The organism is Alteromonas sp. K632G (assembly GCF_017653625.1).
Taxonomy (GTDB): Bacteria; Pseudomonadota; Gammaproteobacteria; order Enterobacterales; family Alteromonadaceae; genus Alteromonas; species Alteromonas naphthalenivorans.
Genome location: NZ_JAGGDM010000046.1, coordinates 1 through 2,476 on the forward strand (window position 1 = coordinate 1; position 2,476 = coordinate 2,476).

Genomic DNA, 2,476 nt, shown 5'->3' on the forward strand with positions numbered 1-2,476 from the left:
CTCTGTAGACCACACCAATAAATGGCTGCGGAGGTGGGTTACTACTTATAAGTGTGGCAAATTAGGTAAATATCGTACATTTAATACGGAACAGCCCTGATATGGCCATCAAAAACGAAATTACTATTCTCACGAGAGCAGAACAGGCAGATCTTTATTCCCCACCCATTTTTTCAATCGAAGAACAACGTCTGTACTTTTCTCTGAACGATGCGGAATTGGCAGTTTTTCGGTCAATTCGTCTCAGAGCTCATAGATGTTACTTTGTCGCGATTTTGGGATACTTCAAATCAAAGCCCGTCATCCTAGATATCGCTTACTCGCAGGTTTCTAAGGATTTAATGTTCATCAGTAAAGAGCTGCTTGGCGGCAAGGGGCTCAGACCATTCACTCCCTCACAAAAACAAAAAGATCGACTCTACGCAAAAGTATTAGACCTTGCTGGTTATCACAAATGGGACGAAAGTCAGCACTTCAATTCTCTTTTCGACCACCTTGTTCAGGTGGGCAATGCCTGGCTGGAGCCGCGTTACCTCTTTGATACTGCTATTGAATTCCTAACCAGTCACAGCATTGCTATCCCTAGGTACACCGTACTCCAGAGACTGATAAGCAGAGCGATGCAGCAGGTCAGAAAAGACCTGGCGCACCAACTTAATCAACTCACCAGTCCTGAACTTCACGTCTTTCTGGACAGCATAACAGCCATTGATGACGGACTAAGCCTGAACCAGCTCAGAGGCGGTGCAAAAAGTCTGACCGTACCTGAACTTAAAAAAGAGCTTGCCCTTTATCATCAGTTAGCGCCATGGCGCACGCAAATCAATGGCGTTATCGATGGGCTTAATCTGTCTCTTAAAAATCGACAACACTTCGGTGAGCTCATCAACTATTACGGTAGTAAACTCAAACGATTCAAACGCGCACAGCAGCATCTATGGTTGCTATGTCACCTGACAGAGCGGATACAACTGGCACTGGAACGGTTAACTGATGGGTTCATTTACCATATCCGCAAGCAACAAGAAGCTGCCAACACCTTTGCACAACAAGCAGTGTTCCTGTCCTGGCAGTCAGCCGCGGACAATGTCACGAAAGCGGCAGAGTTACTGCATCTGTTTGTGGATGAGAACATTGATGATAATCAACCCTTCTCAGTAGTCAGACAACAGGCATTGAAGGTCATGAATGACAGGGATATCCAGACCCTCTGCCTTTACCTGAAAAAACAGAAACGGACCGTGGAAGAGTACCAGTGGCAACATTACGATGAACAATGCAATCTCCTGGAGCAACTGTTAAGGCAGGTGTTCTTGTGCCTTGAATGTGAGGCCGGTAAAGGCTCAGAAGCCGTCGTCGCCCAACTTCAACAGATGCAGACGGAAATCGCATTCGGTGGACCACTGAAGACGATGGATACGTCGCTCATCCCGAAAAAGCACCTCCCATGGTTGGTTAAACAGGATAACGTTAACCCGCAACGTTACGAATGGCTGCTCTACCGGCAGTTAACCTCACGACTGAATGGACGCATTTATTTGCCAAATGTTACCAAATACCGCGCACTGGAAGACGACCTGATCCCCCAGACATCGCAGGATACCTTGCTGGCCTCATCAACACTGGACAGACTAAAACAGCCCGCAGAGTTATTGTTACAGGAGAAACAACACCGGCTGGAAAGTGCACTCAAAGACGTTGCTCTCCATATTGATGAGGGAGACAATCGAAATGTGATCATGAAAAATCGTACCGGTACCCGCTGGCGTCTGCCGACCAAAAGCGCTACATCTCTGGTCAACAATCCCTTTTTTAAGCGAATGCAACCGGTCGGTATCGCGGATGTACTGCGGTATGTAGAGCGCGAAACCGGGTTCATGAAATGTCTGACTCATGTACTTCCGATACAAAAACAAGGGTTCACTCATCAGGATGATTTACTGGCCATTCTGATTGCCAACGCCACTCACCGTGGTGTGTATGGCATGGCGCAGATCTCCGATCGAAGCTATGAACACCTGAGTACGGTGCAGGCCAACTATATCCGGCCTGAAACGCTGCATGACGCCAGCGACGTGATCAATAATGCGGTTGCAGCGCTACCCATCTTCCGCCACTACCATATTCAGGAGGACCAGCTGCATGCCAGTGCGGATGGTCAGAAATTCGAAACCCATCTGGAAACCTTTAAAACCCGGTACTCCTCTAAGTATTTCGGCACCAACAAAGGGATCACGGCCATGACACTGGTGGCCAACCACAGCGCCCTCAATGCTCGGATCATCGGTTCCAACGAGCACGAATCACACTATATTTATGACCTGTTACAATCCAACAGCAGTGAAATCAAACCTGACGTACTCTCGACAGATACACACGGTGTCAATCATGTTAACTTCGCCTTACTGGATCTATGCGGTTACAGTTTTGCACCGCGATACGCGCAGTTCAGTAGTGTCATCAATGATCTGTTTGA

General features: G+C 47.7%; 1 protein-coding gene. It reads left to right on the plus strand.

Annotation, left to right across the window (positions count from 1 at the left end):
* Positions 1 to 101 precede the first annotated feature (101 nt).
* A partial coding sequence (locus J5X92_RS20775; protein ID WP_114991953.1) for a Tn3-like element ISShfr9 family transposase occupies positions 102 to 2,476 on the plus strand: 2,375 nt, incomplete at its 3' end.